Source organism: Frateuria defendens, from assembly GCF_001182895.1.
Lineage (GTDB): Bacteria > Pseudomonadota > Gammaproteobacteria > Xanthomonadales > Rhodanobacteraceae > Frateuria_B > Frateuria_B defendens.
On the sequence record NZ_LFQR01000114.1, the window covers coordinates 1 to 24,115 of the forward strand.

21 protein-coding genes are annotated in these 24,115 nt (G+C 70.9%); 13 read left to right on the forward strand and 8 right to left on the reverse strand.

Annotation, left to right across the window (positions count from 1 at the left end; genetic code table 11):
* Positions 1-137: 137 nt before the first annotated feature.
* Positions 138-1,169, reverse strand: a complete 1,032-nt coding sequence (locus ACH65_RS14530) for an AI-2E family transporter (protein WP_049623334.1) — start codon at positions 1,167-1,169, stop codon at positions 138-140.
* A gap of 129 nt (positions 1,170-1,298) precedes the next feature.
* Here ACH65_RS14530 and ACH65_RS14535 point away from each other — a divergent pair, with 129 nt between their 5' ends.
* From ACH65_RS14535 to ACH65_RS14565, 7 genes are all read left to right on the forward strand, one after another.
* Complete coding sequence (locus tag ACH65_RS14535) at positions 1,299-2,204, forward strand: 5'-nucleotidase, lipoprotein e(P4) family (protein WP_049623335.1); 906 nt, start codon at positions 1,299-1,301, stop codon at positions 2,202-2,204.
* A gap of 273 nt (positions 2,205-2,477) precedes the next feature.
* Positions 2,478-3,443, forward strand: coding sequence for a hypothetical protein (locus ACH65_RS14540; protein WP_049623336.1), 966 nt, complete (start codon positions 2,478-2,480; stop codon positions 3,441-3,443).
* A gap of 46 nt (positions 3,444-3,489) precedes the next feature.
* On the forward strand, positions 3,490-6,306 hold the full coding sequence (plsB, locus tag ACH65_RS14545; protein ID WP_237561534.1) for a glycerol-3-phosphate 1-O-acyltransferase PlsB: 2,817 nt from the start codon (positions 3,490-3,492) through the stop codon (positions 6,304-6,306).
* A 40-nt stretch (positions 6,307-6,346) separates the two neighbouring features.
* The gene (gene ubiE, locus ACH65_RS14550; protein ID WP_049623337.1) at positions 6,347-7,102 is read left to right on the forward strand and encodes a bifunctional demethylmenaquinone methyltransferase/2-methoxy-6-polyprenyl-1,4-benzoquinol methylase UbiE; all 756 of its coding nucleotides are present in this window, start codon (positions 6,347-6,349) and stop codon (positions 7,100-7,102) included.
* A 5-nt stretch (positions 7,103-7,107) separates the two neighbouring features.
* Entirely contained in the window at positions 7,108-8,403 is a 1,296-nt protein-coding gene (locus ACH65_RS14555) for a DoxX-like family protein (RefSeq protein ID WP_049623338.1), read from the forward strand.
* Positions 8,400-8,876, forward strand: coding sequence for a DUF2269 family protein (locus tag ACH65_RS14560; RefSeq protein ID WP_049623339.1), 477 nt, complete (start codon positions 8,400-8,402; stop codon positions 8,874-8,876). The genes ACH65_RS14555 and ACH65_RS14560 overlap by 4 nt, the downstream gene beginning before the upstream one ends.
* A gap of 94 nt (positions 8,877-8,970) precedes the next feature.
* Positions 8,971-9,642, forward strand: a complete 672-nt coding sequence (locus ACH65_RS14565; protein WP_049623340.1) for a Pr6Pr family membrane protein — start codon at positions 8,971-8,973, stop codon at positions 9,640-9,642.
* Between the two features lie 11 nt (positions 9,643-9,653).
* Here ACH65_RS14565 and ACH65_RS14570 read toward each other — a convergent pair whose 3' ends face one another.
* Together ACH65_RS14570 and ACH65_RS14575 are read right to left on the reverse strand one after the other, a co-directional pair.
* Complete coding sequence (locus ACH65_RS14570) at positions 9,654-10,331, reverse strand: glutathione S-transferase (protein WP_049623341.1); 678 nt, start codon at positions 10,329-10,331, stop codon at positions 9,654-9,656.
* A gap of 13 nt (positions 10,332-10,344) precedes the next feature.
* Entirely contained in the window at positions 10,345-11,271 is a 927-nt protein-coding gene (locus ACH65_RS14575) for a DMT family transporter (RefSeq protein WP_049623342.1), read from the reverse strand.
* A 188-nt stretch (positions 11,272-11,459) separates the two neighbouring features.
* On the opposite strand from ACH65_RS14575, the gene ACH65_RS14580 reads away from it, so the two are divergent.
* Positions 11,460-11,960 (forward strand): Lrp/AsnC family transcriptional regulator, encoded by a 501-nt coding sequence (locus tag ACH65_RS14580; protein WP_049623343.1) that lies wholly within the window; start codon positions 11,460-11,462, stop codon positions 11,958-11,960.
* Positions 11,961-12,344: 384 nt separating this feature from the next.
* The gene (acpA, locus tag ACH65_RS14585) at positions 12,345-14,042 is read left to right on the forward strand and encodes an acid phosphatase (RefSeq protein ID WP_049623344.1); all 1,698 of its coding nucleotides are present in this window, start codon (positions 12,345-12,347) and stop codon (positions 14,040-14,042) included.
* 103 nt (positions 14,043-14,145) lie between these two features.
* On the opposite strand, the gene ACH65_RS14590 is transcribed toward acpA, so the two are convergent.
* Positions 14,146-14,676, reverse strand: a complete 531-nt coding sequence (locus ACH65_RS14590) for a lipocalin-like domain-containing protein (protein ID WP_202594224.1) — start codon at positions 14,674-14,676, stop codon at positions 14,146-14,148.
* A gap of 106 nt (positions 14,677-14,782) precedes the next feature.
* Between ACH65_RS14590 and ACH65_RS14595 the strand changes: the two genes are divergently transcribed.
* Together ACH65_RS14595 and pip are read left to right on the forward strand one after the other, a co-directional pair.
* Positions 14,783-15,637 carry a LysR family transcriptional regulator gene (locus ACH65_RS14595; RefSeq protein ID WP_049623345.1) on the forward strand — a complete coding sequence of 285 codons (855 nt, stop codon included), beginning with the start codon at positions 14,783-14,785 and terminating at the stop codon, positions 15,635-15,637.
* A gap of 159 nt (positions 15,638-15,796) precedes the next feature.
* A complete protein-coding gene (gene pip, locus ACH65_RS14600) occupies positions 15,797-16,747 on the forward strand; it encodes a prolyl aminopeptidase (RefSeq protein WP_049623346.1) in 951 nt (316 codons plus the stop codon).
* Between the two features lie 132 nt (positions 16,748-16,879).
* Here pip and ACH65_RS14605 read toward each other — a convergent pair whose 3' ends face one another.
* Both ACH65_RS14605 and ACH65_RS14610 read right to left on the reverse strand, forming a co-directional pair.
* Positions 16,880-17,320: a c-type cytochrome gene (locus ACH65_RS14605; RefSeq protein WP_049623347.1), complete on the reverse strand. Its 441-nt coding sequence runs from the start codon at positions 17,318-17,320 to the stop codon at positions 16,880-16,882.
* The gene (locus tag ACH65_RS14610; RefSeq protein ID WP_049623348.1) at positions 17,317-18,927 is read right to left on the reverse strand and encodes a flavin monoamine oxidase family protein; all 1,611 of its coding nucleotides are present in this window, start codon (positions 18,925-18,927) and stop codon (positions 17,317-17,319) included. Before ACH65_RS14610 ends, ACH65_RS14605 begins: the two co-directional genes overlap by 4 nt.
* Positions 18,928-19,056: 129 nt before the next feature.
* On the opposite strand from ACH65_RS14610, the gene ACH65_RS14615 reads away from it, so the two are divergent.
* Together ACH65_RS14615 and ACH65_RS14620 are read left to right on the forward strand one after the other, a co-directional pair.
* Positions 19,057-20,922 carry a M1 family metallopeptidase gene (locus tag ACH65_RS14615; RefSeq protein ID WP_049623349.1) on the forward strand — a complete coding sequence of 622 codons (1,866 nt, stop codon included), beginning with the start codon at positions 19,057-19,059 and terminating at the stop codon, positions 20,920-20,922.
* A 123-nt stretch (positions 20,923-21,045) separates the two neighbouring features.
* The gene (locus ACH65_RS14620) at positions 21,046-22,038 is read left to right on the forward strand and encodes an alpha/beta fold hydrolase (protein ID WP_153242619.1); all 993 of its coding nucleotides are present in this window, start codon (positions 21,046-21,048) and stop codon (positions 22,036-22,038) included.
* A gap of 154 nt (positions 22,039-22,192) precedes the next feature.
* On the opposite strand, the gene ACH65_RS14625 is transcribed toward ACH65_RS14620, so the two are convergent.
* Both ACH65_RS14625 and ACH65_RS14630 read right to left on the reverse strand, forming a co-directional pair.
* Positions 22,193-22,960, reverse strand: a complete 768-nt coding sequence (locus ACH65_RS14625; protein ID WP_049623350.1) for a M48 family metallopeptidase — start codon at positions 22,958-22,960, stop codon at positions 22,193-22,195.
* Between the two features lie 146 nt (positions 22,961-23,106).
* Positions 23,107-24,024: a recombination-associated protein RdgC gene (locus ACH65_RS14630; protein ID WP_049623351.1), complete on the reverse strand. Its 918-nt coding sequence runs from the start codon at positions 24,022-24,024 to the stop codon at positions 23,107-23,109.
* Positions 24,025-24,115 lie beyond the last annotated feature (91 nt).

The following is a 24,115-nucleotide window of genomic DNA, read 5'->3' on the forward strand; positions in this document are numbered from 1 at the left end:
ATAGATCAGAGCATCCTTAACACAAGAGTAATATTTTGCGGCGCAATGATTGCGCCGAGGCAACTCGTAAACCCCGGCATATAACGCAATACGAAAAATATCAACGCCGAAGCCGGGCTGCATTCGCAATTACTTGCCTAAATGAGCCGCGCGCTTTCCAGCTCGCTCTTGAGATAGGCGTAGTAGATCGGCGCCGCGATCAGCCCCGCCAGGCCGAAGGCGGCCTCCATCGCCAGCATGGCGATCAGCAACTCCCAGGCGCGGGCGCGGATCTGGGTGCCGACGATGCGGGCGTTGAGGAAGTATTCGAGCTTGTGGATCAGCACCAGGAAGCCCAGCGCCGCCACGCCCACCCACAGCGACACCGACAGGCCGGCGATGGTGATGGCGGTGTTGGAGATCAGGTTGCCGATCACCGGCAGCAGGCCGACCACGAAGGTGAACGCCACCAGGGTCTTGGCCAGCGGCACGTGGATGCCGAGCAGCGGCAGCACGCCGAGCAGGAACACGGCGGTGACCGTGGTGTTGATCAGCGAGATCTTGATCTGCGCGAACACGATGTTGTGGAACGCCTCGGCCAGCCGCTGGCAGCGCGTGCTCATGGCGGCGGCCAGCGGCCCCACCTGGTGCACCGGGCGGGTGCGGCTGAGCGCCACCAGCGCGCCCAGCACCAGGCCGATCAGGATGTGCACGAAGGCGCGCGCGGTTTCCCGCCCGGCCAGCTGCAGGCTGCCCGCGTGCTTGCGGGCCAGCTCGCCGGCCATCACGCGCAGGTCCTCCACGCTGTCGGGCAGCCAGCCAACCAGCGCCGCCGGCAGCTGCTGGCGCGCGCGCTCGACCAGCGGCATCAGCTGGTTCTGCCACAGGTCGGCCGGGTTGCCGATCTCGCTGCGGAAAAAGCTGATCGCGCCCAGGATGAGCAAGGTCAGGAGGCCCACCACCAGCGCCCCGAGCAGGGCCACCGCCAGCACGCGCGAGCGGTCGCCCGGCATGCGCCGGCCCAGGCGCGGGCTGATCGTCTGCACCAACTCGTACACCAGCAGCCCCGCCAGCAGCACCAGCAGCAGGCGCAGGCGCAGCACCGCGAACAGGGCGATGCCCGCCAGCACGTAGCTGGCGACGCCGATGACGCTGGGAGGTACGCGCGACGAAATCGGGGACGATGCCATGACGGTCACATGCGATCGGGGGCGGTCAGTCTGTCAGCACCGCTACCGGCCTGCCAGCCCCGACGGGCTGACATATTCGCTGACGTACACTCACCGGCGGACCCGCTACCGCTTCCGACAAGGACTTTCATGCCTCTGCGTCTCCCGGCCGCCGCCGCCCTCCTCCTCCTGCTTGCCGGCTGCTCGGCCGCGCCGTCGAAATCCCCCGTCCCCGCCCCGGCCGCCGCGCCTCCGGCGCCCGCCGAGGCGGCGCCCGCCGGCACGCCGGCCGACGACAACCTCAACGCCGTCGCCTGGACGCAGGCCGCAGTGGAGCACGACCTGATCTACCTGCAGACCTTCCGTGACGCCCAGGCCCGCCTGCTGGCCGCGCTCAAAAATCCGGGCTGGGACGCGCTGCCGAAGGACGACCGCCTCGCCCCCGCCAAGGGCCTCAAACCCGCGGTGGTGCTCGACATCGACGAGACGGTGCTGGACAACTCGCCCTACCAGGCGCGCCTGGTGAAGAGCGGCGGCGAGTACGACGAGGCGGCATGGGCCGCCTGGTGCAAGGAGGAGCGCGCCCGCGCGCTGCCGGGCGCCGTCGCCTTCACCCGCTTCGCCGCCGCGCACGGCGTCGCGGTGATCTACATCTCCAACCGCACCAAGGACCTGGACCAGGCCACGCTGGCCAACCTGCGCAAGGCCGGCCTGCCGGTGGCCGGGCCAGCCTCCTTCCTGGGCCTGGGCACCTTCGTGCCGGACTGCGAGCAGAACGGCACCGAGAAGGGCTGCCGCCGCCAGCTGATCGGCCGCCAGTACCGCGTGCTGATGCAGTTCGGCGACCAGCTCGGCGACTTCCTCAGCGTGACGGCGAACACGCCCGAGGCCCGCGCCAGGCAGGTGGCGCCCTACCTCGACTGGATCGGCACCCGCTGGTTCGTGCTGCCCAACCCCACCTACGGTTCGTGGGAGCCGGCGCTGTTCAACAACGACTGGTCCGCGCCGCGCCAGGAGCGACGCCGGCTCAAGATCGACGCTCTTCGCAATGAATAAAATCAGTAAGTTATCGAATAATTCATAAGGTATTGCCTTAACTTTGACGGGCCGTTAAGATGCCTCCCGCCGAAACCTGCTGACCTCCAACTGCGGGCAAGGCCATTTCCCTTCCGGCCCGGCCGGATTACCCCGCGAGGCCCGGCGCCCGCGGGGTTTTCTTTGTTGGCCGCGACCGCGCGTCCGTCCCGCGACCCTTGCCCGCCCACCGCCGCCGCCCGTACCCTGCCGGGTCCGAACCGCGACGCTCTGCGTCTTCGCCGCGAGATTCCCATGCGCCTCCAAGCCTTCCGTACCGCCCTGCTGTCGCTGCTCGTGCTGGCCACGGCCGCCTGCCACGACAAGGAGCAGCCCGCCGTCACCGCCACGCCCGGCGGCGACACGCCCGAAGCCGCGGTGATGCAATCGGTGGCGCTGATCAAGGCCGGCGACTTCAACGGCTTCTGGAAACACGCCCTGCCGCCCGCCGACTACGCCACCCTGCGCGCGGACTGGACGCTGCCCCGCCCCGGCCAGCCGCCGATCAGCAACGAAGACCGCGCCCGCTTCGCCACCACCATGCAGCAGCTCACCGCGCCCGACGCCGAGACCCGGCTCTACGGCCAGCTGCAGCCGCAGCTGGCCCAGGCCGAGCAGAAGTACAAGGACCAGCTGCCGATGCTGATCGGCCTCGGCCAGAGCGTGCTCAAGAGCGGCGTGGCCCAGAACCAGACCCTGTCCGCCGAGCAGAAGCAGCAGGCCAACGCGGTGATCGACGTGCTGGCGCCGTGGGCGCAGCAGGTGCCGTGGTTCGACCCGGCCAAGGCGAAGCAGGCGGTGGGCGTGGTCGCGGCCACCGCGCGCAAGCTCGACCTCAAGAGCCCCGACCAGCTGCGCACGATGGATTTCGACAACGCCATGCAGCGCTACGCCACCGCCTTCGCCGGCGCCAAGGATCTGCTCGCGATCTACGGCCTGTCGGTGGACCAGGCACTGGATTCGGTGAAGGCGACGCCGATCGACAATGCCAAGGGCCGCGCCCGCGTGCGCCTGGACTACACCCTGCTGGGCAAGCCGCTGTCGACCGAGACCGTGCTGGTGCAGCAGGACGGCCGCTGGTACGGCGAGGACCTGCTGAACAACGCCCGCGAGTCGCATGCACGGCTGACCGCGCCGGCCGCCGGCGCCAGCACCGCGGCCCCGGCGAGCAGCGCGGCCGCACCGGCGACGGCGGCCAGCGCCACGGCCGCGGCGCACTGAGCGCGCCGCCACGCGAGCGCCACGGCGCAACCGGTACAATCCTGCGATGCAGAACATGACCGCGGAACTTTCCGCCCGCACCCGCGCGCCCTGGTGGTTCGGCCTGGCCGGCCAGCTGCTCGAGCCCTGGATCCGCCTGCGCCGCGATCCGGCCGAGCCGGCCAGCCTGCTCAAGCCGGGCGTGCCGGTGTGCTACGTGATCGAGCGCGAGGGCGTCTCCGACGCGCTGATCCTCGAGCGCGCCTGCCGCGAGGCCGGCCTGCCCAGCCCGATGCTGCTGCTGCCTGGCACGCGACGGCGGCGCTCGCTGTTCGCCCTGGTGCGGCGCGACGGCTGGGTCTTCGGCCGCAACCGCCACCGCGCGCCGGAGGAATCGCTCGGCCAGCTCACCCGCGCGCTGGAGAGCGACGGCTCGCAGGACATCCAGATCGTGCCGGTATCCATCTACGTGGGCCGCGCGCCCAGCCGCGACGCCGGCTGGTTCCGCGTGCTGTTCGCCGAGAACTGGGTGATGGTGGGCCGCTTCCGCCGCCTGCTGGCGCTGCTGCTCAACGGCCGCGACACGGTGGTGCACTTCTCCGCGCCCGTGTCGCTGCGCGAGGTCACCGCCGAATCCGGCGCGATGCCGCCGGACCGCCTGGCGCGCAAGATCGCCCGCGTGCTGCGCACCCACTTCCGGCGCATCCGCGCCGCGGTGATCGGGCCCGACCTCTCGCACCGGCGCACCGTGGTGGACGCCGTGCTCAACGCCGAGCCGGTGCGCACCGCCATCGCCGCGCAGGCGGCCAAGGAAAAGGCGCCCTACGCCAAGGCCTGGCGCAACGCGCAGAAGATGATGATGGAGATCGCCGCCGACTACTCGCACCCGGTGGTGCGCTCGGCCTCGTTCCTGCTCTCCAACTTCTGGAACAAGCTCTACGACGGCATCGCCATGCACCACTTCGACAAGGCCCGCGCCGCCGCGCCCGGCCACGAAGTGGTGTACGTGCCCAGCCACCGCAGCCACGCCGACTACCTGCTGCTCTCCTACCAGCTGCACATGTCCGGCGTGGTGGTGCCGCACATCGCCGCCGGCGTGAACCTCAACCTGCCGGTGATCGGCCCGATCCTGCGCCGCGGCGGCGCCTTCTTCCTGCGCCGCAGCTTCAAGGGCAACGCGCTGTACTCGGTGGTGTTCAACGAATACCTCGCGCAGCTGATCGACCGCGGCGTGCCGATCGAGTACTTCATCGAGGGCGGGCGCTCGCGCACCGGCCGCCTGCTGGCGCCGCGCGCGGGCATGCTGGCGATGACGGTGCGCGCCTTCCTGCGCGCGCCGCGTCGGCCGGTGCTGTTCCAGCCGGTGTACATCGGCTACGAGAAGCTGATGGAGGGCAAGAGCTACATCGGCGAGCTGTCGGGCAAGCCGAAGGAGAAGGAATCCCTGCTCGCCCTGCTGCGCGGCCTGCGCCACCTGCTCAAGCAGCGCTTCGGCCACGTCACCATCAACTTCGGCGAGCCGATCGAGCTTACGCCCATGCTCGACGCCGTCAGCCCCGACTGGCGCGCCGCCACCGAGAACCCGGACACCAAGCCCGAATGGGCCGGCGCGCTGGTCGACCGCCTGGCCAGCCAGATCCAGGTGAACATCAACCGCGCCGCGGACGTCAACCCGATCAACCTGCTGGCGCTGGCCCTGCTCGCCACGCCCAAGCACGCCATGGCCGAGGGCGACCTCTTGGCCCAGCTGGAGCTGATGAAGGCGCTGCTGGAAGAGCTGCCCTACTCCGACCGCGTCACCCTGACCCCGCTGGCGCCGCCGGCCATCGTGGCCTACGGCGAGCAGATGGGCTGGATCCGCCGCGTGCGCCACCCGCTCGGCGACGTGCTGATGGCCGACGACGAGCCGGCGGTGCTGCTCTCCTATTTCCGCAACAACGTGCTGCACCTCACCGCCACCGCGGCGTGGGTAGCCTGCTGTTTCCTCAACAACCGGCGCATGTCGCGCGCCTCGGTGATCCGCCTCGGCCGCATCGTCTACCCCTTCATCCAGGGCGAGCTGTTCCTGCCGTGGGACGAGGAAGGCTTCGCCGCGCAGTTGCAGGCCACCATCGACCTGTTCGTGCGCCGCGGCCTGCTGGAAGCCACCGGCGAAGGCCGCCTGCTCGAGCGCGGCCCGGGCCAGGACGACGGCGCCTACCAGCTGCGCGTGATCGCGCGCTCGCTGATCCAGGCCTTCGAGCGCTACTACATCACCATCGCCGCGCTGGCCAAGAACGGCCCGCACACGCTCACCGCCGCCGAGCTGGAAACCGCCTGCGCGCTCACCGCGCAGCGCCTGTCCCTGCTCAACGAGGCCACCGCGCCGGAGTTCTTCGACAAGGCGCTGTTCCGCGGCTTCATCCAGAAACTGCGCGAGCACCGCATCGTGTGGACCGACGAGGCCGGCAAGCTCGACTACGCCGAGGCGCTGGAGGACATGGTGCGCGACGCGCGCGTGATCCTCTCGCGCGAGGTGCGCCACTCGATCCTCAAGATCACCAGCGGCGAGAAGGACGCCTCCACGCGCGCGGGCCGCGAGGAAAGCGCCGCGCCGCCGGCACCGCCCCCCTCGCCGGCGCCCGCGCCGGTCGACACCGGCGAGGAACTGCACGCCCGCCACGTAGCGGCCGAGCACCACACGCACGCGCCGGAAGCCGGCAGGCCGGCCGCGCCGCCGCCGTCCACGCAAACGCCGGCGTCCCGCCGCGAGACGCCCGCCGCGCCCGTCGACGCCGGCGAGGAACTGCACGCCCGCCACGTGACGACCGAGCGGCACACGCATACGCCGGACGTCGAGAAGCCGGCGCCGGCCCCGGCCGACGAAGACGCCGGCGGCCGCTGAACGCGGCCGCCCGACTCCCCCGATCCTGTAGCATGAGCGCATGAACGAGCAGCAGCCCCGGACCACCCACTTCGGCTTCCGCGACGTGCCGACGGCCGAGAAGCAGAAGCTGGTCGGCGAGGTCTTCACCTCCGTCGCACGCAGCTACGACCTGATGAACGACCTGATGTCGTTCGGCGTCCACCGGCTGTGGAAGCGCCACTTCGTGGCCGTGAGCGGCATCCGCCGCGGCGACCGCGTGCTCGACCTCGCCGGCGGCACCGGCGACATCGCCGCGCTGATCAGGCCGGTGGTGGGCGAGTCCGGCGAGGTGATCGTGGGCGACATCAACGCCGCCATGCTGCAGGTGGGCCGCGACCGCCTCACCGACCGCGGCGTCGTCAACGGCCTGCGCTGGGCCCAGCTCAACGCCGAATGCCTGCCGTTCCCGGACAACGCCTTCGACGCCGTGACCATGGCCTTCGGCCTGCGCAACGTCACCGACAAGGACGCGGCGCTGGCCGACATCTGCCGCGTGCTCAAGCCCGGCGGCCGTGCGCTGGTGCTGGAATTCTCCAGGGTGCAGAGCGAGCTGTTCGGCAAGCTCTACGACTTCCACTCCTTCAAGGTGCTGCCCAAGCTCGGCCGCCTGTTCGCCGGCGACGCCGACAGCTACCAGTACCTGGCCGAGTCGATCCGCAAGCACCCCGACCAGTCGACGCTCAAGGGCATGATGGAGCGCGCCGGCTTCGGCCGCGTGGACGTGCGCAACCTCACCAACGGCATCGTCGCCATCCACCGCGGCTACAAGTTCTAGCGCCCATGCGGGTGCTGGTGACCGGAGCCTACGGCTTCATCGGCTCCCACATCGTCGCGGCGCTGACCGCTGCCGGGCATGAGGTCGTCTGCGCGGTACGCGGCGGTCGACTCGACGAACGTTTCCCCGGGCTGCGTGCCATCACCTGCGACATGGCACGCGACGTCGATGTCAGAACCTGGCTTCCTCGTCTCGATGGCATCGAGGCAGTGGTGAACTGCGCCGGTATTCTGCGCGAACGCGATGCCAACCGTTTCGAAGCCGTGCACGTACAGGCACCACTGGCCTTGTATCGGGCGTGCGTGGAGCGCGGGGTACAGCGGGTCGTCCAGATTTCCGCGCTCGGCAGGCCGGACGATGGCGATTTCATCGCCTCCAAGCATCGCGGCGACGAGGCCTTGTCGAACCTGCCGCTCGATGCTCTGATCCTGCGCCCTTCTTTGACCTACAGCGCACAGGGCTCCTACGGCGGCACCTCTCTGCTGCGCGCCATGGCCGCCTTGCCCTGGCTCATACCGGTACCGCGGGCCGCACTGCGCCCCTGCGTGCAGCCCGTGGCAGCCGAGGACGTCGGACTGGCCGTGGCCGCTGTGCTGGCGCGACCGCAGCAGGGCGCCGAAGTGCTCGAACTGGTCGGCCCGCGAGCGATGGGCCTGGGCGAGTACCTGCAAAGCTGGCGGCGCTGGCTCGGGTTACCGGCAGCGCGGCTGTGGCCGGTGCCCATGCCAGGCGTGAGCCTGGCCTGCCGCCTGGGCGAGCGGCTGGGTCGCGGGCCGCTGGGCGAGACCATGCAACGCATGCTGGCGCACGGCAATCTCGGACGCTCCGATGCGCTCGCAAGGCTCCACGAACGGCTCGGCTTGGTGCCACGCACGCTCGAACGCGCGCTGGCCGAATCGCCCAGCCATGTGCAGGATCGCTGGCACGCCCGCCTGTACCTCTGGCTGCCGTTGCTGCGCACGAGCCTGGGCCTGCTGTGGCTGGCCTCGGGCGTAGTCGGCTGGCTGCTGCCGCCCCACGCCATAGCAGCCACGACGGCAGGCGATACGCTCTCGCCCGTACCGGCCCTGTGGCTGGCGCGGATCACCGCCTCCCTGGACCTTCTGCTCGGCGCCTTGTGCCTGCTGCGCTGGCGTCCACGCTGGGTATTGGCCGGCATGCTTGCGATGCTATTCGGTTACACCTTCGGCATCGGCACCCTGTGGCCTGCGCATTGGCTCGATCCGTTCGGCGGCCTGCTGAAGAACCTGCCGCTGCTGGCCTGTCTGGGCCTGCTGCTGGCGACGGAGGAACGCCGATGAGCCTCTACACACTGTTGAAGGTCGTGCACATCCTGTCGTCCACGCTGCTGTTCGGTACGGGGCTCGGCACGGCGTTCTTCATGTGGTTCACCTGGCGCAGCGGCAACCTCGCCACGATCGCTGCAGTATCGCGGTTGACGGTGAGAGCCGACTGGCTGTTCACGACGCCCGCCGTACTGGTACAGCCGATCACCGGCATCGCGTTGATCAAGCTGATGGGCTTTCCGTGGACCACGGCATGGCTACAGGCGGCCATTGCCCTTTACCTCCTGGCCGGCGCTTGCTGGCTGCCGGTGGTGTATCTGCAATGGCGCGTGCGCGATCTCGCCACCACCGCGCTCGCCACAGACTCGCTGCTTTCCCCGGCTTCCCGCCGCTACATGCGCTGGTGGTTTGTGCTGGGTTGGCCGGCTTTCATCGCCGTACTGGCGATATTCTGGTTGATGGTGGCGAAGCCTGCGCTGTGGAGTTGAGCGCACCATCCTGCGTTCCCGATGCGATCACTCGCGGCATGAGTCAGGAACGCCGTAATCGGCAGGTCGATACGACAACGTAGAGGGAACCACGATGCCCACACCCCATCACCGCGCGCTCGCCGGCGCCCTCGCGCTGCTCGGCTGGGCGGCACTGACCTTGCAATTGGGGCTTTCGATCCGGCTGACGGAGGCGGGCGGGCGGAGTGCGTGGCATGCCGTGTGGGTCTACGCCGGCTACTTCACCATCCTCACCAATGCACTGGTGGCATGGGCGCTGTCGGCGGCCGCGCTGGAGCCTCGCGACACGCTCGGCCGCTTCCTGCGGCGGCCGGACGTGCAGACCGGCCTGGCGATGAGCATCGTCATCGTGGGGGCGGTCTACAACCTGCTGCTGCGGCAGCTGTGGCATCCGCAGGGCTGGCAGCGGGCGGCCGATGCGACGCTGCACGATGCGATGCCGCCGCTGTACCTGCTGTATTGGTGGCTGGCGGTGCCAAAGGCGTCGCTGCGCTGGCGGCAGGTGTTCGCCTGGCAGCTCTATCCGGTCGCCTATTTCGCCTACGCGCTGGCGCGCGGCGCCGTGGACGGCTGGTATCCCTATCCGTTCCTCGACGTGGGTGCGCTGGGCTATGCGCGGGTGCTGCTCAACGCCTGCGCGGTGCTGCTGGCCTTCGTGGCCGTGGCGCTGCTGCTGGTGGCGTCGGGGCGCTGGCAGGCGCGGCGCCGGGTGGAGGCCCTTGTCGCGGAGCCGGGCCGGCCGTAGCGGTGAGCGGCTCAGGCCGCCGGCGCGCGGCGGTCTTCGAGCAGTACGCCGGCCTGCCGGGTTTCGTCCTCGTGCGCCGGATCGCGCCAGGTCTCGGCCAGCGCGGCGGCCTGCCAGCGCTGCATCGACGGCAGCGCCAGCAGCCGCGAGGCATACGCCGCCGCGGCCTCGCCCAGCGGCAGGCCGTAGGTCTGGATGCGGAAGGCCACCGGTGCGAAGAACGCATCGGCCGCGGTGAACGCCGGCCCAGCCAGGAAGGGGCCGCCGAAGCGCGCCAGCCCTTCGCGCCACAGCGCATCGAGGCGCGTGAGGTCGGCCTCGAGCGCCGGCGCGAAGGCATGCGGCCGCACGCGCAGCCCGCAGCTCATGGGGCAGGCGTTGCGCAGGGCGAAGAAGCCGGCGTGCATTTCCGCCGCCGCCGAGCGTGCCCAGGCCCGCGCCGCCGCGTCGGCCGGCCACACGCCCGCGTGGCGCTCGGCCAGGTATTCGGCGATCGCCAGCGACTCCCACACCACCACCTCGCCGTCGACCAGGCACGGCACCTTGCCGGTGGGTGAGAAGCTTTGGAACGGGGCGCCGCCGAACGGCGTCAGCCGCTCCTCGAACGGGATCGCCAGTTCGCTCAGCAGCACCCACGGGCGCAGCGACCAGGAGGAGTAGTTCTTGTTGGCGATGTGCAGGATGAGCATGCGCGTCTTGCCGTCAGCTGCGTTCGCAGGCCTGCTCGTCCAGCGCCGGCTCGACGCGCGGGGCCGGACGACGGCGCGCATTCGCCAGCACCACGCCGCCCACGGTGATCAAGCCGCCGACCAGGGTCAGCGCGCCCGGCTGCTCGCCCAGCCACGCCCAGCCGATCAGCACCGCGATCGGCGGCGAGAAGTAGATGAAGCTGGACACCTGCGAGGCCGAACTGCGATGGATCGCCACGTTCCACGCGATGTAGCCGATGAAGGTGGGCGCGATGCCCAGCCACAGCAGCGCGGCGATCTGCGGCCAGTGCGCCGCCGCCAGCGCCTGCGGCAGGTGCAGGCCGAACGGCAGCGTGCCCAGCGTGCCGGCGAAGAAGGTGGCGGCGGTAACGCCGAAGGCGCCGTAGCGCGCGAACAGCGGCTTCTGGCCCACGAAGTAGATCGCCGAGGCCGCCACGCTGCCCAGCACCAGCGCCGCCATCGGCTCGAAGCGCACCTGCTTGCCGCTGGCCAGCACCACCAGCACCACGCCGAGCAGGGCCACCAGCAGGCCCGCCAGGGTCCGCGCGGCCAGGCGCTCGCGCAGCCAGATCGCCGACACCGCCGCGGTGGCGGCCGGCACCAGCGAGATCAGGATCGAGGCGGTGCCGCTGGCGATGCGCGTCTCCGCGTAGTTGAGGCACAGGTGGTAGACGGTGAGGCCGATCACGCCCAGCAGCGCCAGCTGCGGCCAGTCGCGCCGCGCCGGCAGCGGCACCCGCTTGACCGCCAGCAGCACCGCGAAGCACAGCGAGGCGATGCCCAGGCGCGCCAACGCCACCTCGCCCGGGGTGAACGCCGGCAGCGCGTAGGCGATGGCGGCGTAGGCGGAGGACCAGGTGAACAGCGCGACGCCGATGAGGGCGAGGGTGCGGCCGTCGAGACGTTGGGGAGCGGACATGGGTGGGCTCGGGAGTCGGGAGTCGGGAGTCGGGAGTCGGGAGTCGGGAGTCGGGAATGGAGAATCGAACAGCGGCACTCCGCAAATCCACCCCATTCACTATTCTCCATTCCCGATTCCCGCCCCTGAATGACGGATCGTCGTAGAGTGACGGCATTTCCCCCACCAATGAAAGGCAACCGACACCCATGGCCTTGGCATCGAAAGCGGACTGGGACGCCAAGGACTGGCAGATTCTCGAGGCGCTGCAGCGGGACGCGCGCCTGGGCTACGCCGAACTCGGCCGCAAGGTGCGCCTGTCCGCGCCCGCGGTGGCCGAGCGCGTGAAGCGGCTGGAGGAAGCGGGCGTGATCGCCGGCTACCGCGCGGTGATCGAGCCCAAGCGCCTGGGCTACGCCATCGAGGCGATGGTGCGGCTGCGCTGCGACGGCGGCATCTGCGCGCGCATCGGCCAGGTGGTGGCGGACATCCCCGAGGTGCTCGACTGCCGCCGCCTCGCCGGCGAGGACTCGGCCCTGCTGCGCGTGGTGGCGATGTCGGTGGGCCACCTGGAGACCGTGCTCGACCGCCTGCTGAAGATCCACGCCAGCATCAGCACCACCACGCTGGTGGTGCTGCAGACGCCGCATGCGAACCGCGCCGTCAATCGCACCATGTGGCTCGCCGGGCAAGCGCTCTCGCGCGAGTGAGCGCCGTCGCGCGGCGAGGTCCGGCCAGCGCCGAAGTTCAGCCGATCTCTCGCCCGCCCGTCATCCCGGCGCAGGCCGGGATCCGGTGTACTGGGATGACCAGGCAGGCGCTGGCTTCGGGCCCTGCGCGGCATGGCGGTGAGGCAAGCCGCGGGATTCCACGCCGAGGCGTCGCCATCACCGCACGCCACCCGCCGCGACGGCCGAGGCATGGCTCGCGGGTTGCGCGGCAGTGATGGCGACGCCTCCGCCGTCCCGGCGGATGGCGGCGTGACGCCCCATGCGTATCACCCGTCCGCCGCGCCATGTTTTACTCCTGGGTTCCGGCGGCCCGGCCGGCTCGCCCCGAAGCCTTCACTCCTTATCACGACGTCTCCGCCGCACATGACCAGCAAGCACCCCGATACGCCCCACGACGACGCCCCCGACAACCCCGAACGCCGCCGCCTGCTCGGCGAGATGGCCGTGGCCGGCGCCGCGCTCACGCTCGGCGCGCCGGCCATCGCGGCGGGCCATCCGAAACCGGCCGCCGCCGCATCGGCACTGCCCCCGGCCGAACTCGACCGCCTGCTGCGCGAGCGCATTCGGCACGTGGTGGTGATCTACGCGGAGAACCGCAGCTTCAACAACCTGTTCGCCGACTTCCCCGGCGTGGAGAAGCCGCTCGCCGCACTCAAGCCCGAGGACTACCGGCAGCGCGACCGCGACGGCTCCCTGCTCGAGACCCTACCGCCGGTGTGGCACGGCCTCGCCCCGCAAAAGCAGGTGGTCAACCATCGCAGCTACCAGGTGCTGGAGGAACACCTCACCGGCCTGCCCAACGCGCCCTGGGCGCTGCGCACCGGCGAGGGCGAGCCGCTGCCGCACGGCGTGGTCACGCGCGACCTGGTGCACCGCTTCTACGAGAACCAGCAGCAGATCAACGGCGGCAGGAACGACGGCTTCGTGGCCTGGGGCGACACCGGCGCGATGGTGATGGGCCACTACGGCGACAGCGCCTCGCACCTGCGCCTGTGGCAGCTCGCGCGCCAGTACACGCTGTGCGACAACTTCTTCATGGGCGCCTTCGGCGGCTCCTTCCTCAATCACCAGTACCTGGTGGCCGCGCAGCCACCCTACTACCCCGATGCCGACAAGGGCCCGGCGCGCTTCAACATCGCCGAGACGGCGAGCGGCTCGCCCACCGACCACCGCCTCAAGCTCGCCGACGACTCGCCGGCCAGCGCGATGCACGGCAAGCCCAAGTTCGCCTCGCGCAGCGCGCTCACACCGGACTTCTGGGCGGTGAACACGATGGCGCCGGCCTACGCGCCGAGCTACACCGAAGCGCCCGGCCACCCCGATCTGGCCGATCCGGACAGCCCCAACACCTTGCCGCCGCAGACCCACAAGACCATCGGCGACGTGCTCTCCGCCGCCGGCGTGGACTGGGCCTGGTACGCGGGCGGCTGGCAGCTCGCGCTGGAAGGCAAGGGCGAAGGCGACCAGCGCGAGTTCCCGCAGCACCCGAACTTCCAGGTGCACCACCAGCCGCTCAACTACTTCAAGAGCCTCGCGCCGGGCAGCGCCGCGCGCGCGCGGCACCTGCGCGACGCCGGCATCGGCGAGACGGTGCAGGGCAACCGCTTCCTCGCCGACATCGCGGCCGGCACGCTGCCGGCGGTGAGCTTCTACAAGCCGCAGGGCGACCTCAACATGCACGCCGGCTATTCCGACGTGGACGCGGGCGACCGCCACCTCATGCGCGTGGTCGATGCGCTGCAGAAATCGCCGCTGTGGCCGCACACGCTGGTAATCGTCACGGTGGACGAGAACGGCGGCTGGTGGGACCACGTGGCCCCGCCCAAGGGCGACCGCTGGGGGCCGGGCTCGCGCATCCCGGCGATCATCGTCTCGCCGCACGCGAAGAAGGGCCACGTGGACCACACCGTCTACGACACCGGCTCCATCGCCCGCTTCCTCACCCGCCGCTTCGGGCTGGAGAAACTGCCCGGCCTGGCCATGCGCGAAGAAGCGATGGTCGCCGCCGGCGGCCCGCCGCCGGGCGACCTCACCGCAGCGCTGCAGTTCGACCCGGCCTGAGGGCCGGTTCACATCCCGCCGCCGAAGCCATGTAGGAGCGCGCCTTGCGCGCGACAAACCTGCGTAGCGGTGACGCGGTGCCCCCCGGTCGCGGGCAAGGCGCTCAACGCTGGCGCCGCCAGGCCACCTCGCCGGTGGCCTGGCCGCCGCTGGTCGGCGTGGGCACGGTGTAGACCAGCTCGTCGCCCTTGAGCGTGTAGGGGCGCACCTGCTCGCTGCCGTCCCAGTTGGGGAACGAGGCGTGCTCGATGCGGAAGCGCAGCGCCGAGGCGGAGACATCCAGACGTCCGTAATGCGCGTTGCCGTCCAGCGCGGCGGCGCGGTATTCCCCGGGTGTGCCCTTGGCCTTGTCGCCGAGGGCGAAACGCGCCCGCTGCGCGCGCACCATCTGCAAGGCATAGCGCCCTTGCGCATCGATCAGCAGCTGGCCCTGCGGCTGCGGGCCGTACAGCTGGACGTGCCGTCCATCGGGCAGCACGTTGTCGACCCGCTCGAGGGTCCAGGCGCCGGCCAGTGCCGCCAGCGGCGAAGCGGGCACGGCCGCTGGCCCGTCGCCCCTCGCCAGCGCCGCGCCCGCGATCGCCGCGCAGACGGCGGCACCCAGCGCCACGATCCCCATCCACTTGCTTCGCATGGCCGTTCCTCGTCGCATCGCATGCCGGCCAGGGTAGTGCGCTACCCTGCACGGCGAACACGCATCGCCGGATATTTCAGTCATTGCGCATCGACATGGCTCGCTCATGAAGGCACTCGATCTCGATGCGGTACGGGCCTTCGTGCTCACCGCCGAACTGCAAAGCTTCACGCGCGCCGCGGAGGCGCTGGACAGCACGCAATCGGCGGTCAGCCTGAAGCTGCGCCGGCTGGAAAACCAGCTCGGCCGGCGCCTGCTGGAACGCACGCCGCGCCAGGTGCGGTTGTCCGCCGAAGGCACGGCCTTCCTGGACGCCGCGCGCCAGCTGCTCGGCGCCCACGAGCGGGCCCTCGCCGCCTTCGACAGCGAACCGCGCCGGCTGGCCATCGGCATCAGCCAGCTGATCGCCGGCAGCCGTTTGCCGGAGCTGCTGCGGCGGCTCAACGAGCACGATCCGCAGTTGCTGATCGAGCTGCACGTGGCCGGCTCCCGCGACCTGTTGCAGGCGCAGGAGGAAGGCCGGCTGGACGCCGTGCTGGTGGTGCAACCCGCGGAGCGGCGCCACCGCGGCGAGGTGCTGTTCGCCGAAAGCTTCGGCTGGATCGCCGCGGCCGACTGGCAGCCGCGCGCGGGCCAGCCCCTGCCGCTGTCGACCCAGGGCGCCGCGTGCTCCATCCGCGCCGCGGCCGTGCGCGCGCTCGATGAAGCCGGCGTGCCGTGGACCGAGGTCTTCATCGGCAAGGGCGCCGCCGCCGTGGGCGCGGCCGCGGCGGCCGGCTTCGCCGTGGCGGTGCTGGCCCGGCGTGCGGCGCCGCCCGGCACCCGCGACGTCGGCGCCGCATTGTCCCTGCCCGCCCTGCCGACGCAGGACGTCGTGCTCCACAGCGCGCTCACCGATCGCCGTTCGCGGGCGGCGCTGAACAAGCTGGCCGCCGCGTTCAAGAACATGCCGGTGGCCTAGCGCGGCCAAGCTATCGCGTGCCGCCCGAGCAGGGCAACGGCACCACGCCGGTCTCGGCGTGGTGCCGGGTCGCGACGCCGGGCTGAAGCGCAGGATGCGCGGGCCGCCGCGACCTCGCCCGGTAAGTAAAATAGCCGGGCCCCCACCGCGGAACCCGCCATGCGCGAGCTGTACCCCGAGATCGAGCCCTACCGCACGCAGCGCCTCGCGATGGATGCGCTGCACACGCTGTACGTGGAGGAATGCGGCAACCCGGGCGGCCTGCCGGTGGTGTTCCTGCACGGCGGGCCGGGCGCGGGGCTGTCGGCCTATCACCGGCGCTTCTTCGATCCGGCGCGCTACCGCATCGTGCTGTTCGACCAGCGCGGCGCCGGACGCTCCACGCCGCATGCGGAACTGACCGACAACACCACCTGGCACCTGGTGGCCGACATCGAGGCGATCCGCGAGGCGCTCGGCATCGAGCGCTGGGTGGTGTTCGGCGGCTCCTGGGGCTCGACGCTGGCGCTGGCTTACGCCCAGACGCATCCGGCGCGCGTGCTGGGGCTGGTGCTGCGCGGCATCTTCCTCGGCCGGCCGGAGGAGCTGACCTGGTTCAACGAGATGGACGGCGGCGCGCGCCGGATCTTCCCCGAGCGCTGGAGCCGCTTCGTGGCGCACATCCCCGAGGCCGAGCGCGACGCGATGCTGGAAGCCTATTGGCGCCGCCTCGACAGCGACGAGGAGGCCACCCGCCTCGCCGCCGCCGAAGCCTGGAGCGCATGGGAGGGCGGCAGCACCACGCTGCTGCACGATCCGGACGCACGCGGCTACGAGGACCTCGCCGGCGCACTGAGCCTGGCCCGCGCCGAGGCGCACTACTTCCGCCACCGGCTGTTCCTCGAGCCCGACCAGCTGCTGCGCGACATCGGCCGCATCCGCCACCTGCCGGGCACCATCGTGCACGGCCGCTACGACATCATCTGCCCCGCCGCGAGCGCCTACGACCTCGCGCAGGCCTGGCCGGAAGCCGAGCTGCGCATGGTGCTGGCCGGCCACGCCGCGGCCGACCCGGCCATCGCCGACGCGCTGGTCGAGGCCACCGACCGGCTGGCCGACCGCTACGTGTGAGGCCGCCTTGCCATCGCATGTCGGGAGCGCGCCTGCGCGCGACGGTCACGCCGTGAGGTCGCGGTCGCGCGCAGGCGCGCTCCTTACAAGTGGTCGGGCGGGCATGCGGAGGCGGCGGCGCAAAGGCCCTGGCTAATGCCGCAGCGCCGCCACCTCCGCCGGGGTGATCCGGTCCGGGAAAGCGTTGCCGAAATGGCTGCGGACGTAGTTGACCACGCCGGCCACCTGCTCGTCGCTGAGCGAGATGCTGCGCATGGTGTTCGCGTCCGCCGCGCTCAACCCGAACGCGGGCATGTTGCGGCGGCCGTAGAGCACGGTGAGCGCCACGTACTGCGCCGACACCAGCGCGCGGTCGCCGGCGAAGGAGGGGTAGTAGCCCACCTGCTTCGCTCCGCGGCCGTCGTCCATGTGGCAGGCCTGGCAGATGTGGGTGTAGACCGCCTGGCCGTCCGCCTTGGCGAAGTCGGCGCCGGTATAGACGGCGTCGTCCGCGCGGGCCGCGCCGGCGCCCAGCAGGCCGGCCAGCAGAACGAGCGCCAGCCGCGCGGCGTGCAAGCGATGAGGCGTCTTCATGCCTTGGCTCCCTGCGCGACCGCGCGTTGATGGAGGCGGCCGATGGCGTCCAGCGCCGAGGTCACGGCGCCCTCCTGCCAGGCCGGGATATAGGAGGCGTGCTCGCCGGCCAGCGCGATGCGGCCGTCGATCGCGCAGAGGTTGTCGTAGTGCTCGGCGCGGCTCTCCTCGGTCCAGCGTCCGGCGCAGCCCTGGGTGAAGGGCACGCGGTGCCAGGCCACGGAGATGCCGCAGTCGAACTCCTTGCGGTACTGCGGGTGGATCTGGCTGCCGTAGGCCAGCGCCTGCTCGATGCGCTGCTCGGGCGTGAGCGAGGTCAGCTCCAGCGCGCTCAGGCCGCCGGCGTAGGTGCCCAGCAGCACGCCCTTGCCCTGGCTGAAGTAGTCGCTGTTGGGGTAGCCGATGTTGTTGATCGGCAGGTCCGTATAGCTGATGCCGCCGTAGATCTGCTCGTCCTGCTCCCAGAAGCGGCGCTTGAACTGCAAGCCCGTCTTCACCGAGGCGTTGTAGGGCACGGCGGCGATCGCCGCCGCCATCGCCGGGCCGACGTTGATCGGCAGCTGGCCGAGGATCGACAGCGGGATGGTGCACAGGCACCAGTCGGCGCGCGTGGTGAGCGCGGCGCCGGGCCTGGCGGTGTCTTCGTAGCGCACGCTGACGCCGTGCTCGTCCTGCTCGATGGCGGTGACGCGGGCGTTGTAGCGGATCAGCCCCTTCAGCTCGCGCCCGAAGGCCGCGCCGATCTGGCCCATGCCGCCCACCGGCTGGAACAGCGCCGTCTGCATCTCGTAGTTGTCGCCGGCGGCGAGGCCGAGCCAGGCCTTGGCGGTGAGCAGGTCGGCGAGGCCCATCGGCTCGGAGGGAACCGGCCGCGCGGTGAGGCCGCCGCCCGGGTCCTTGTGGAAGCCGCGCCGGTTGCTGCTGGCCTCGCCCTTGGCGTAGGCGTAGTGCTTGTCGAGCGCGCCCCAGGTGCGCAGGGAGGCGAGCAGCTTCTCCTGGTCCTCGCGCGTCACCGCGCCGTCGAGCTTGCTCTGCTGGATGCTCTTGCTGAGCAGCTCGGCCACGTGGCCCTGGTAGTCGGCCTTGACCGCGCGCAGGCGCTGCGGCTTGCCGCCGAAGGCCTGGCTGTCGTGCAGGTAGGCGTTGTAGTTGACCTGCACGAAGGGCTCGAGCTTCACGCCCAGGCGCTGGCAATAGCTCAGGATGCCCTGGTGGTGGTACGGGATGCGCCACGGGCCGGGGTTGAGGTACAGCCCCTGGTCGAAGCGGCAGTGCTGCGTATGGCCGCCCAATTCGGTGTAGGTGTCGCCGCCATAGAGGCTCCAGTTGCGCCCGCCCGGACGGTGGTTGTACTCGAGCACCTGCACCTTGTAGCCGGCGTTGCGCAGCTCGTAGGCCGCCACCATGCCGGCGATGCCCGCGCCCAGGATCAGCACCGAGGCGCCCTTGGGCGCGCCCTCCAGCCGCACCGGCCCCCGGTACGGCGACTCGGCCGCATACCCCAGGCTGCTCATGGCCTGATACATCGCCGCGCTGCCGGCGGTGACGCCGATCATGCGCAACAAATCACGGCGGCTCAGCGTGGCCGCACTCCCCTTCTCACCCATGATTTCCCCGCGAATCGTCGCGGCCGATCGCGGCCGCCAACTGTGTGTGGATACCGCAGGGTTTTGGTATCACATGCATCGCGCGGGCAACAAGCGGCATACTTGCGCTTTTCGTGCACGAGCCCGCCCATGCGACGAATCACCGCTCTCTCGCTCGCCGCGCTGTTGCCGGCGTCCGCCCTCGCCGCCGACCCGCACTCTTACGCGCAGCCCGACCAGGTCGTGGTCACCCACCTGGACTTGGACCTCGGCATCGACTTCCCGCACAAGCAGCTGGACGGCCGCGCCACGCTGAAGCTCGACTGGAAGAACCCCAAGTCGCCGGCGCTGGTGCTCGACACGCGCGACCTGCACATCGTGCGCATCGACGGCCTCGACGCCGTCGGCCACGCCACGCCGCTGGTATTCGCGCTGGCGCCGCGCGACAAGGAGCTGGGCAGCAAGCTCACCATCCAGGCGCCCATGCATCCGGCGCAGGTGCGCATCATCTACACCACCTCGCCCGCGGCCTCCGGCCTGCAATGGCTGACGCCTGCGCAGACGGCGGACAAGAAACTGCCCTTCATGTTCTCGCAGTCCGAATCCATCCACGCGCGCTCGTGGGTGCCGCTGCAGGATTCGCCGGCGATCCGCTTCACCTACACCGCCCACGTCACGGCGCCCAAGGACGTGCGCGTGGTGATGAGCGCGCTCAACGACGCCAGGCATCCGCTCGACGGCGACTTCCGCTTCGACCAGCCGCACCCGATTCCCTCCTACCTGCTCGCCATCGCCGCCGGCGACCTGGCGGTAAAGGAGACCGGCCCGCGTTCGGCCGTCTATGCGGAGCCCAGCGTGGTCGGCAAGGCCGCGCACGAGTTCGAGGACACCGAGAAGCTGATCGCCACTACCGAGTCGCTCTACGGCCCCTACGCCTGGGGCCGCTACGACCTGCTGGTGCTGCCGCCCTCGTTCCCGTTCGGCGGCATGGAAAACCCCAACATGACCTTCGCCACGCCGACCGTGCTGGTGGGCGACAAGAGCCTGGTCTCGCTGGTCTCCCACGAGCTGGCGCATTCGTGGTCGGGCAACCTGGTGACGTCCGCCGCGTGGCGCGACATCTGGCTCAACGAGGGCTTCACCACCTACGTGCAGGGCCGCATCACCGAGGCCGTGTACGGCGCCAAGCAGGCCGACGAGGAGGCGCTGCTCTCCGCCCGCGCGCTGGAGAAGGGCCTCGGCAAGATGCCCGCCAACGCGCAGAAGCTCGCGCCCGACCCGCGCGGCATCGGCGCCGACGACGCGCTGTCCGACGTGGCCTACGACAAGGGCTCCTGGTTCCTGCGCACGCTGGAGCAGCGCTACGGCCGCGCCGACTTCGACGCCTGGCTCAAGGGCTACTTCCAGCGCCACGCCTTCACCAGCATCACCACCGAACAGATGCTGGCGGACTTGAAACCCAACCTGATCGAGAAATACCCCGGCAAGATGAGCTGGGACGAAGTGCAGGCCTGGGTCTACCAGCCCGGCGTCCCGAAGGACGCGCCGCTGCCTAGCTCACCGCGCTTCGAGGCCATCGACAAGGAGCGCGGCGCCTTCCTCGCCGGCACGCTGCCCGCGGCCAGGCTCGATGCGAAGGGCTGGAACACGCAGGAGTGGATGTACTTCCTCGACCGCCTGCCCGACGCGCCGCCGCTCGCCAGGATGCAGCAGCTCGACGCCGCCTGGCACCTCACCGGCACGCCCAACGCCGAGATCGGCATGCGCTGGTACAGCCATGCTATCGCCGCCGGCGACAAGGCGGTGTGGGAGGCCGCGCGCGAGCACATGACGCGCATCGGCCGCATCTACCTCACCACCCCGGTGTACAAGGCCTTCGCCGCCACGCCCGCGGGCCTCGCCTACGCGGAGGCGGCCTACGCCAAGGCGAAGGACGGCTACCATCCGCTGACCCAGGGCGCCATCGAGGGCATCTTCGCCAAGGCCAAGGCGAGGGCCCAGGGCAGCGCGAAGTAGGCGCTGGCCCTGCCCGCGTCCGGCCGCCTGCCGGCGCGGGCCCTCGCCCCCTGCCGCGCTAGGCGCGCAGCGAAGGCGCCCGGTTGCCGGACGCCCTCCCCCTCAACGCAGAACCTATTGCCCATGACCGATTCCAAACCCGCCGCCCCCCAACGCCCCCTCTGGCAGCGCCTGCTGCTGCGCCGGCTGAAGTTCCTGGCCGTGGTCGCGGCGCTGCTGCTCGTGGTGCTGGGCGGCAGCTACCTGTTCGCGCCGCAGTGGCTGATGCGCGCCGACGCCCTGCGCCGCGCCGCCGCCGCGCAGCTGGAAACGCACTCGGTGCAGGCCGGCGACACGCACTGGGTCTACTACGAAGGCGGCCAGGGCCCCACGCTGGTGCTGCTGCACGGCTACGGCGCCGACCGCGGCGTGTGGCTGGAGCAGGCCAAGCTGCTCACGCCGCATTTCCACCTGATCATCCCCGACCTGCCCGGCTGGGGCGATTCCTCGCGGGTGGACGGCGCCAGCTACAACATCGACGTGCAGGCCGAGCGCCTGCAGACCTTCGCCACCACGCTGAACCTCGGCCGCTTCGTGCTGGTGGGCCACTCGATGGGCGGCGCCATCGCCGGCGTGTTCGCGGCCGAGCACCCCGAGCACGTGGGCGAGCTGGTGCTGATCGACGCCTTCGGCCTCAAGATGAAGGAGAACGGCTTCGCCCACGACGGCCTCGCCGGCAAGAACCCCTTCATCTACGACGACCGCGCCGGCTTCGCGCGCGTGCTGGCGCTCACCTTCGCCAAGCCGCCGCAGATCCCCGGCCGCTTCGTCGACGTGCTGGTCAAGCGCAACCAGCGCGACCGCGCCTTCCTCGACCGTACCTTCGAGGAGCTGCGCCAGCCCTCGCAGTACCTCGCCGTGCAGAACCGCCTGGGCAAGCTCGGCATGCCGGTGCTCGGCCTGTGGTGCCACGACGACAAGGTGATCGACGTCTCCGCCCTGGACAGCCTGCGCGACGGCCTCACCGCCTCCCCGGCGATCAGCTCCAGCGTGCTCAACGGCTGCAACCACATGCCGATCCTGGAGAAGCCGGAGGACACCGCGCGCATCCTCACCGGCTTCGCGCTGTCGCACTGAGCGCCGGCCATTTTGTAGGAGCGCGCCTGCGCGCGACCGCGGCGCCGTCGCGCCATGACCGTCGTGCGTTGGCCGCTGCGCGTTCCGTTGCGCAGGCTTGTCGCGCGCAAGCGCGCTCCTACACAGCGCACGGGCAAGGCATGCCCGCTCTGCCTCAATCGGCGACGTCGGCCACCAGGCGGTCCAGTTCCGCCTTCAGCATGGCGCCGTTCTGGCGCAGCCAGTCGCGCTGCGCGCGCCACTCCGGCAGCAGGCTGCCGACCAGGGCCCAGAAGCGCGGCGCGTGGTTGCGCACCTTGAGGTGACACAGCTCGTGCACCAGCACGTAGCGCAGCGCGGCGGGCGGCGCCAGGGCCAGGGCGAGGTCGAGGTTGATGCGGTCGCGCGTATCCAGGCTGCCCCACAGGCTCTTCATCGGGCGGATCCGGAGCGCGGTGGGCGCGAGGCCGAGCTGCGGGACGTAGAGGGCCAGCCAGCGCGAGACGTCTCGTCGCATCTGCGCCTCGAAGTGCGAGGCGAGCAGCCCGCGCGCCACCGGCAGCGCCCGCGTGTGGGGGCGGGGGATGACCAGGGTCAGGCCGCCGTCCTGCGCCTCCACGCGCGGGTACGGCCCCTCGGCCCAGTCCAGCTCCACCGTCTCCCCGCGCAGCGGCAGCGTGGTGGGGTGGCCCACGCGCAGGGCCGGCAGCGGCCGGGTGATGAGGTTGAGTTCGTCGAGCTTGCGCTCGAGCCAGTCCACGTGGCTGCGCAGGAAGGCGCTGACCTGGGCCGGGTGGGTGCCGCGCGGATAGCTCACCCGCGCGCCCTTGGGCGTGACGGTGAGGCGCAGCCGGCGCGCCCGCGGGTGCGCCGATTTCGCCACGCGGATGATGTGGCCATCCGCCGTCGACAGTTCCAGCCAATCCTCTTCCAGATACGCCATGTGTCTAGCCCGATCGATCCGCGCCCCGCGTCCCGATTCTGGCAGGGAATCGAGGTCAGGAATATGTGCCTCGCCGCCCCGGGCGCAGGCCCGCGCCATGCGCGGGCGTAGGGATGGCGGCCGGCCGCCGCCATCCCCGTCCGGGCTCAGCCGTCGGCCGGCCGCGGCAGGCCGAACCACTCCTCCAGCTTGCCCAGCAGGCGCTCCAGCTCCAAGGTGAGCAGGGCGAAGCGGGCGTCGGCCTCGGCGGCGGCGTCCTGGTAGCTGTCGCCCAGCTCGTCGGTGACCACGTCGAGGAACTTGAACTTGCGCACCACCAGGTCCTCGCCCAGCACGAAGCTGATGCGGTCGTCGAACACCAGGCCGAGCTGGAACACCTGCTTGCCGTTGCGCAGGTGCTCCTTCACCTCTTCGGCGTCCAGATCCTGGCGGCGGCACTTGGCGATGGCGCCGGCGTTGCTGGCCGGGTCGCGCAGCTCGCACTCGTCGCCCAGGGCGAGGCCGGCGGGCAGGTTGTTGTTGGCGAGCCAGTCGGTCATCAGCACGCGCGGGCCTTCCTCCGGCGCCAGCGGCACCGCCGGGAAGCTGCCCAGCGCCTCGCGCAGCTGGGTCAGCGCGTTCTCGGCCGACTTGCGGCTGGCGGTGTCCAGCACCAGCCAGCCGTGCTTCTTGTCCACGTAGGCGGACAGGCGCGAGTTGCGCACGAAGGCGCGCGGCAGCAGTTCGGTGAGCAGGTCCTCCTTGAGCCGCTTGCGTTCGCGGCCGCCGACCTTGCGGCCTTCCTCCTCGGCGATCTTCTGCACCTTGCGCTGCAGTTCGTCGTTGACCACCGCCGCCGGCAGCAGCTTGTCCTCGCCGCCCACAGTGACCCAGGTGCAGGCGTTCACCGAATGCGTCAGCGCCGCCTCCTCGCCCCGCCCTACCGGCGGCACGAAGCCGCGCGTGGACAGCTCCAGCGGGCCCACGGGACGCAGGCGGTGCTCGGCCAGCGCCTCGTCCAGGCGCTTGAGGTCCTCGGCCACGGCGGGGGAAAAGCGGAACAGCGTCACATTGCGAAAAAACATGATGGATTCGATCCCGGCGAAGAGAGGCCACGCCCGCCCGCGGGCCCGGCCAAAACGCCCATCATACCGGATGCCCATTCGCCGCCCGGCC

Excerpts from the sequence above, each read along its gene's own strand:
- ACH65_RS14570 (WP_049623341.1), bottom strand. The coding sequence starts at position 10,331 with ATGCTCATCCTGCACATCGCCAACAAGAACTACTCCTCCTGGTCGCTG.
- ACH65_RS14615 (WP_049623349.1), top strand. The coding sequence starts at position 19,057 with ATGCGACGAATCACCGCTCTCTCGCTCGCCGCGCTGTTGCCGGCGTCC.
- ACH65_RS14560 (WP_049623339.1), top strand. The coding sequence starts at position 8,400 with ATGAGCCTCTACACACTGTTGAAGGTCGTGCACATCCTGTCGTCCACG.
- ACH65_RS14610 (WP_049623348.1), bottom strand. The coding sequence starts at position 18,927 with ATGGGTGAGAAGGGGAGTGCGGCCACGCTGAGCCGCCGTGATTTGTTG.
- ACH65_RS14590 (WP_202594224.1), bottom strand. The coding sequence starts at position 14,676 with ATGCGAAGCAAGTGGATGGGGATCGTGGCGCTGGGTGCCGCCGTCTGC.
- pip (WP_049623346.1), top strand. The coding sequence starts at position 15,797 with ATGCGCGAGCTGTACCCCGAGATCGAGCCCTACCGCACGCAGCGCCTC.
- ACH65_RS14580 (WP_049623343.1), top strand. The coding sequence starts at position 11,460 with ATGGCCTTGGCATCGAAAGCGGACTGGGACGCCAAGGACTGGCAGATT.
- ACH65_RS14530 (WP_049623334.1), bottom strand. The coding sequence starts at position 1,169 with ATGGCATCGTCCCCGATTTCGTCGCGCGTACCTCCCAGCGTCATCGGC.
- ACH65_RS14605 (WP_049623347.1), bottom strand. The coding sequence starts at position 17,320 with ATGAAGACGCCTCATCGCTTGCACGCCGCGCGGCTGGCGCTCGTTCTG.
- ACH65_RS14620 (WP_153242619.1), top strand. The coding sequence starts at position 21,046 with ATGACCGATTCCAAACCCGCCGCCCCCCAACGCCCCCTCTGGCAGCGC.
- ACH65_RS14540 (WP_049623336.1), top strand. The coding sequence starts at position 2,478 with ATGCGCCTCCAAGCCTTCCGTACCGCCCTGCTGTCGCTGCTCGTGCTG.
- ACH65_RS14555 (WP_049623338.1), top strand. The coding sequence starts at position 7,108 with ATGCGGGTGCTGGTGACCGGAGCCTACGGCTTCATCGGCTCCCACATC.
- acpA (WP_049623344.1), top strand. The coding sequence starts at position 12,345 with ATGACCAGCAAGCACCCCGATACGCCCCACGACGACGCCCCCGACAAC.
- ubiE (WP_049623337.1), top strand. The coding sequence starts at position 6,347 with ATGAACGAGCAGCAGCCCCGGACCACCCACTTCGGCTTCCGCGACGTG.
- ACH65_RS14595 (WP_049623345.1), top strand. The coding sequence starts at position 14,783 with ATGAAGGCACTCGATCTCGATGCGGTACGGGCCTTCGTGCTCACCGCC.
- ACH65_RS14575 (WP_049623342.1), bottom strand. The coding sequence starts at position 11,271 with ATGTCCGCTCCCCAACGTCTCGACGGCCGCACCCTCGCCCTCATCGGC.
- ACH65_RS14535 (WP_049623335.1), top strand. The coding sequence starts at position 1,299 with ATGCCTCTGCGTCTCCCGGCCGCCGCCGCCCTCCTCCTCCTGCTTGCC.
- plsB (WP_237561534.1), top strand. The coding sequence starts at position 3,490 with ATGCAGAACATGACCGCGGAACTTTCCGCCCGCACCCGCGCGCCCTGG.
- ACH65_RS14625 (WP_049623350.1), bottom strand. The coding sequence starts at position 22,960 with ATGGCGTATCTGGAAGAGGATTGGCTGGAACTGTCGACGGCGGATGGC.
- ACH65_RS14630 (WP_049623351.1), bottom strand. The coding sequence starts at position 24,024 with ATGTTTTTTCGCAATGTGACGCTGTTCCGCTTTTCCCCCGCCGTGGCC.
- ACH65_RS14565 (WP_049623340.1), top strand. The coding sequence starts at position 8,971 with ATGCCCACACCCCATCACCGCGCGCTCGCCGGCGCCCTCGCGCTGCTC.